The sequence below is a fragment of the Coleofasciculus sp. A1-SPW-01 genome, from assembly GCF_040217205.1.
Taxonomy (GTDB): domain Bacteria; phylum Cyanobacteriota; class Cyanobacteriia; order Cyanobacteriales; family Coleofasciculaceae; genus Coleofasciculus; species Coleofasciculus chthonoplastes_A.
Genome location: NZ_JAVJNP010000063.1, coordinates 34410 through 40997, shown reverse-complemented (window position 1 = coordinate 40997; position 6588 = coordinate 34410). Strand labels below are relative to the sequence as shown.

The window sequence follows — 6588 nt, the reverse complement described above, 5'->3', positions numbered from 1 at the left end:
GGAGCAAGGGTACATTTTCCCTGAGCAAGGTGATGCCATACTTAGGAAGGATGCTACCCCATTTCCTGGCACTTTATCCACTGTCCATACGCCTCAAAGTATTGATGGATCAGGGTTTCCGGGTTGTGCAGTAAGCCCTACTTAACACCTAACGTTTCCACTGTTAAAACTTGTGGTGGCGTTGCATCGGGTGGATACAAAAAATCGAATTGCACTAATCTTTGACTGGATGGGGGCATTTTTAGCGTCACTAACGGTTCCCCCTCTTGTCCTCGCTGTTGAACTAAATGCCAATATCCTGTTCGCGGTACTCCTGCATCATCGTTATAGCGGAGTCGCACTGTTCCTCGGAAAAAGACTTGGTTGGCTGGAGGTTCTAGAAACCGTAATCCGTCCTCAATTTCTTCTTGTTTTAGAGGCGTTTGTAAGGATACGGTAACTGTTTTTGTCTCCTGAGTTGGATTCACCAACGGTAAGGTTAAACTATATTGCACCCCATAGTTTCCATGGGCAAAATAAGCAGTATCAGGATAACGTACCAGCATCCTCGCACTCTGGCTTTGATCAGTTCCTAAACGTCCACCTGCTAAGGTACTCAATCCATAAGAAAAGGCGTCTTCTGGTTCAGGAATCGTCAAAACCTGGGAACTCGGACTATCAGTTAACTGAGTTTGCCACTGTGATCCTTGAGCCACACCTGCAACCCGCCCATAGATGATTTTACCCGTTGTTGAGTCAGGTGGAGTCGGGGCGCGATCGCGTGGTCCGGCTAATTCCCCTTTATCCAATACCTGCTGCCATTCTACCAGGGTGGGGGCGCGTTCGTTTCCCGCCTCATCGGTGGGTGCATAACGCGCAAGACTGGCTAGATACACTTGTCCATCACTACGTAACCGCATCAACGTGGAACGCCCATTAATCGGCGGTTCTAAGGGTTTCACCGGAATCGGTAAATTGAGTAACAGGCGGCTTGATTGCGGCGGAATTACCACTTGCGGCGGAAACTCGGCTTGGCGATAGCCTCTCAAAATATCACTCATCACCCGACTACCAGGACCCGCATACACTGTACCTTGGGGATTCTCCACTTGAGCAGGTAATTGGATAAACGGTGCATCCGGTTGACTCAAATAACTAGCCGCTTGCAAAATATCAACGGTGACCGATTTTGTACTAGGATTATGTGCAAGTATTCCTAAATAAAGCGTCCGTAAATCATCAGGAGTTGGTGCTTTAGCAACATGATGGGCAAAGATATCAAAACGTCCCTGAAAGGGAAAGTTTAAGTGGGCGTTAGGCGTTGCTTTATTGTTTCCTGGAAACGTAGAGAGTAAAATTCCCTCGGTTTGAACCAGTTCGGGACTATTACTATTAAAAACCGGAACTTGATCCAGTTGTCCTGGTAATGGGCGCACTTCTTGTGGTTGAACAATTTCCACTGGGGGTGGGGGTGTTGGTGTAGCTTGGGCGAGGGGTAAAATAGGGAAAAATGCGAACATATAAGGGATGAGGACTGTTCAGGAATAGGGAACAAAGACAATAAGTATACTTCATATTTTGATAACTGCCAAATAATAGAGTATCGCAATTGGCGATCGCAAACACAAATCTTAACTGAGAGTGCAAAAGCCGAAACATGAACAACAAACGTGCAGCAGCGACAATCCGCCAATCCTGGTGCTGGTGGTTAATTGGGGGTTTTGGGGTGTTGAGTGCGATCGCCTCTTTCCCTGATCCCACCCTTGCTCAGATTACACCCGATGACACATTGGGGGTAGAACGTTCCATTGTGACTCCCTTTGGACAGATTGATATCATTCAAGGCGGTGCTATCCGAGGGATAAATCTCTTTCATAGTTTTGGGGAATTTAATATTGATGTTGACCGAGGCGTCTATTTTTTTAGTCCTGCTGATATCCAAAATATCTTAACACGAGTCACTGACCAAAATCCGTCTTATATTCTGGGTACACTGGGAACCTTTGGCGACTCGACTCCGAATCTATTCTTAATTAATCCCAATGGCATTATCTTTGGACAAGGTGCCAAGCTAGATGTTGGAGGTTCATTTGTCGCTACCACAGCGAATGGGATTGGCTGGGATAATCAGGGACAATTTAGCGCCTCACAACCGGAAACGAGTCAATTACTCACTATCAATCCCAATGCTTTCTTTTTTAACCAACTCTCGAACTCCGCCGAAATTGTTAACCGTTCTACTGGTACAGTTCCTGTCTTCGGGGGATTCTTAAATGGATCGCTACTTGAACAAGGACTTCAGGTTCTAGATGGCAAAAGTTTATTGCTGATTGGTGGTGATGTAAGGTTAGAAGCAGGAGGTCGATTAAATGCGTTGGGAGGTCATATTGAGTTAGGGGGTTTAGCCGTACCGGGAACTATAGACTTGCAAGTTGATGGAGATGTTCTGAGTCTAAACTTTACCCAGGATAGTCGGTTATCTGATGTCAGTTTAGCCGATGATGCCCGTGTGAGTGTGCGGGGTATCGGTGGCGGCGATATTATTGTGAATACTAATAATTTTAGGGCGACAAATGAAGGACGCTTAGTCGCAGGAACGGAAGGGATGGGAGATGGCGGCGATATTACGATTAATGCTAACGCCAGTATTGATTTAAATGGTTCAGGAACTGGCGTTTTTAATCAGGTGATTCAGGAGTCTACAGGGAATGGGGGAAATATTGTTATTAACACCAATTCTTTTTCCGCCACCGATGGTGCATCTGTTTTGGCTGGAGTACAGACGAATACGGCTGGAGATTCCGGTGACGTTTTCATCAAAAGTGATAGATTTACTGCATCATCTGGTGTAGATATTGGTTCAATAGTTTTCGGTGCTGGAGACGCGGGTGATGTCAGGATTAGTGCCAGTGAAGCGATTGAATTAACTGATGCTGATATTGTTGCTTATAAGGGTAGTTCATCTACGGGGAATGCCGGAAATGTTGCGATCAACGCTAAGATGATCCGCTTCTCAGAAGAGAGCGATATTTTTGCAGTTTCTTATGGTATCGGCAATGGTGGTAATGTCACCGTGCTGGCAAGTGAAGCTATCACCTTCTCCGAAAATAGTGATATCTTGGCTAATTCTATAGATATTGGCAATGGTGGTAACGTTACCCTGAATGCAGGTGACACTATCAGCTTTTCGGAAAGTAGCGATATTGTTACTGCTGGTGGTAGTATCGCCAATAGTGGTAATGTTACGATTCAGGCAGGTAATACTATCAGTTTTTCGGGAAATAGTGATATCGATACCGGAGTTTTGGGATTTTCAGAAAATAGCCCTATCTTTACAAATAATGAGTCTATCGAAACTATCGGCAAAAGTGGTAACGTTACGATAAAAGCTGATGGTCAAGTGATTTTTTCCGGAACCAGTGATATTTCAGCCGGTTCTATTATTCGGGGTGATGGTGGTGACATTAACATTACGGCTCATTCACTTTTATTAAGAGATGGCTCTGACTTGCTAACGTTTTCTGGTTCAGCATTGCCAATGGACATTGATTCTATTTTAATAGAAAATGGTTTACGAGGAAATGGTGGCGATATTACCGTGCGAACGACAGAAGTTATTACCTTAGATAATGACAGCCAAATATCTGCATTTAGTGGTGAGGATTCCGGAAATTCAGGTAAGATTTTGATAGAAACGGGTAGGCTAAGTCTCCGTAATGGTTCATCCATTAATGCTGCGGTTTCTGGTGATGAAGCAGCAGGCGATTTAACCATAAACGCGGCTGAGTCAGTGGAAGTCAGTGGTGCGAAGCTTGTGTCAGGTGAAACATCCAATGGTGAAATGTTTTCCTTGTTTTTTCCCAGTAATATAATTACAACTACATTCGGTGCTGGCGATGCTGGCGATTTAACCATTAATACTGACCGATTAATAATCCGAGATGGCGGACGAGTTGATGCTTCTGCATTAGTCGCAGGTCAAGGGGGAATCTTGGAAGTTAATGCTTCAGATTTAGTAGAAGTCAGCGGTTATATACCGACTGGAAGTATTGTTGATGGGATACAGTATAGTTGGTTAGGCACATCCAGTGCAGGAACGGGAATAGCCGGACAGACTCGAATTAACACAGGTCGATTAATTGTCCGAAATGGGGGAAAAGTTCTAGCTTCAACAATTGGCGAAGGTCAAGGAGGAATCTTAGACATTAATGCATCTGAATCTGTGGAAGTAATTGGTACTATTCCTGTCGATAGCACTATTTTTACTGGATTTTTACCCAGTCAGATTAGTACCGAAACATTAGGAACGGGAAGCGCTGGAATGATAACTATTGATACAGGAAAATTAATTGTTCGCGATGGTGCAGAAGTGTCGGTGCGAACCACTGGTGAGGGTCAAGGGGGACGCTTAACTATTAATGCATCTGAACTGGTAGAAGTGAGGGGAACAGCGCTTGATAACCCCCAATTAAGAAGTAAAATCACCAGTGAAACCAGTGGTGACCAAGATGCAGGGAATTTAAGTATACAGACGGGACAACTTATTGTAAGCGATCGCGCTCAAATTACTGCCAGTAGTCGCCAAGGAACCGGGAAAGCTGGAGATATTGAAATTGACGCCAATTCGATTCAACTCAACCAGCAAGGAGAACTGATTACTCAAACTGAATCCGGGGATGGGGGTAATATTCGTCTACAAGTTGATGACCTCTTACTCCTACGGAATAATAGTACAATTTCTACCACCGCTGGACAAGCAGGTGCGGGTGGTGATGGCGGGAATATTACCATTGAGGCGGGTTTTGTTACAGGTATTCCTACCGAAAATAGTGATATTACCGCGAATGCGTTTGAGGGAAGAGGGGGGAGAATTGATATCACCACTCAGCGTATCTTTGGGTTAGAGTTTCGGGAGAATCTGACACCCTTGAGTGATATTACGGCTAGTTCTGAATTTGGCATTGATGGTGACTATAATCTAGAATTATTGACCTCAATTGACCCCAATCAAGGCTTGATTGAGTTACCCACAGGGTTAGTGGATGCTGAAAACTTAATTGACCGTTCCTGTCATGCTGGAGGTGCAGCGTTAGCTAGTAGTTTCACGATTACAGGTCGCGGCGGTATCCCGGCGAGTCCGTTAGATTTCCTCAGTGATGATGTCATGGTTAGTGATTGGGTCACTCTAGATACTGATACTCAAAGTGAACTTAAGGAAGAACCCGTTACATCTACTCCTGTCCAACCTAAACCGATTATAGAAGCACAAGGATGGGTAAAAATGCCCGATGGAACGATAATTCTCACTGCTCAAGCTCCCAGAGCCACACTATCCACTATGCCAGAAATAAATACCTGTAAAATGGGTAAAAGGGTAGAAGACTAGACACAATATAATGACACCTCAACCAAATCTACCCTAACCCCAAATTAAGATATGTAGGGGCGACCCGCTGCACTAATGAAAAATTCCAATCCACTCAATTTGATCGGGTCGCCCTTCCTCAAACCTTGACAAAACTGTTTACTGGAAGTACGAAAATTTGGTACAAGATTGCTTTCATTATTTAGCAATTTGGTATACAATTGGACAGGTTTAATTATCGTATAAGATTTATAAGGTATCTCTCTAGTTAATGAAAAAATCCATGCGAGCCAGACCATTTTTGAAATGGGCAGGTGGGAAAAGCCAACTCATTAAAGAAATTGATAAACTTTTGCCTGAAGAGTTAAATCAGGGAAAAATCAATCGATATATTGAACCCTTTGTCGGTGGTGGCGCAGTATTTCTATATATTGCCCAGTTGGGTAAAATTGAAGAGTTTTTTATTTGTGATATTAATCCTGAACTCATTCTAGCGTATAAGACGATTCAGAAAAATGTAGAAGACTTGATTAAACTTTTGTCAAAACTTCAAGACAAATATTTATCCTTCGATGCTGAGGAACGAAAACAATATTTTTATCAAATTCGCTCTCAATTCAATCTACAGCGTCAACAAATAGACTTCCATACCTATTACCCAGACTGGGTTGAGAGAACCGCTCACCTTATTTTTCTCAACCGCACCTGTTTTAATGGATTGTTCCGAGTCAACTCCAAAGGAGAATTTAATGTTCCAATCGGTCGCTATAAGCAGCCCAAAATTTGTCATGCAGATAACTTGAGAGCGGTGGCTCAAATTCTGAAAAATACTCAGATTCATTACGGAGATTTTACCGCCTCTGAAGCTTTTGTTGATCATCGTTCTTTGGTTTATTTTGATCCTCCCTACAGACCTCTAAATAAAACGGCAAATTTTACATCTTATTCGCAAGAGATCTTTGATGATTCGTCACAATTAAGATTACGAGATTTTTTTCGAGTCCTGGATCACAAGGGGGCTAAGTTGATTTTGAGTAACTCTGACCCCAAAAATGAAAACTTAGAGGATAATTTTTTTGAGGTTGCTTATGCAGAGTATCATATAAAACGAGTAAAGGCACAACGCACTATTAATAGTAAATCAACTAGGCGAGGACGGATTTATGAATTGTTAATCAGGAATTATTAAATGTAGCGGTGTGGCACACCTAATTTGCTAGATTAGCATTGTAGGGGTGTACTGA

General features: G+C 43.2%; 3 protein-coding genes. 2 read left to right on the top strand and 1 reads right to left on the bottom strand.

The features are described 5' to 3' along the window. Positions 1-137: 137 nt before the first annotated feature. Positions 138-1499, bottom strand: coding sequence for a DUF3370 domain-containing protein (locus RH949_RS10560; RefSeq protein WP_446352963.1), 1362 nt, complete (start codon positions 1497-1499; stop codon positions 138-140). Between the two features lie 137 nt (positions 1500-1636). Here RH949_RS10560 and RH949_RS10555 point away from each other — a divergent pair, with 137 nt between their 5' ends. Both RH949_RS10555 and RH949_RS10550 read left to right on the top strand, forming a co-directional pair. After that, entirely contained in the window at positions 1637-5365 is a 3729-nt protein-coding gene (locus RH949_RS10555) for a two-partner secretion domain-containing protein (protein WP_446352961.1), read from the top strand. A gap of 262 nt (positions 5366-5627) precedes the next feature. Then, positions 5628-6533, top strand: coding sequence for a DNA adenine methylase (locus tag RH949_RS10550; protein WP_006106296.1), 906 nt, complete (start codon positions 5628-5630; stop codon positions 6531-6533). The last annotated feature ends 55 nt before the right edge of the window (positions 6534-6588 follow it).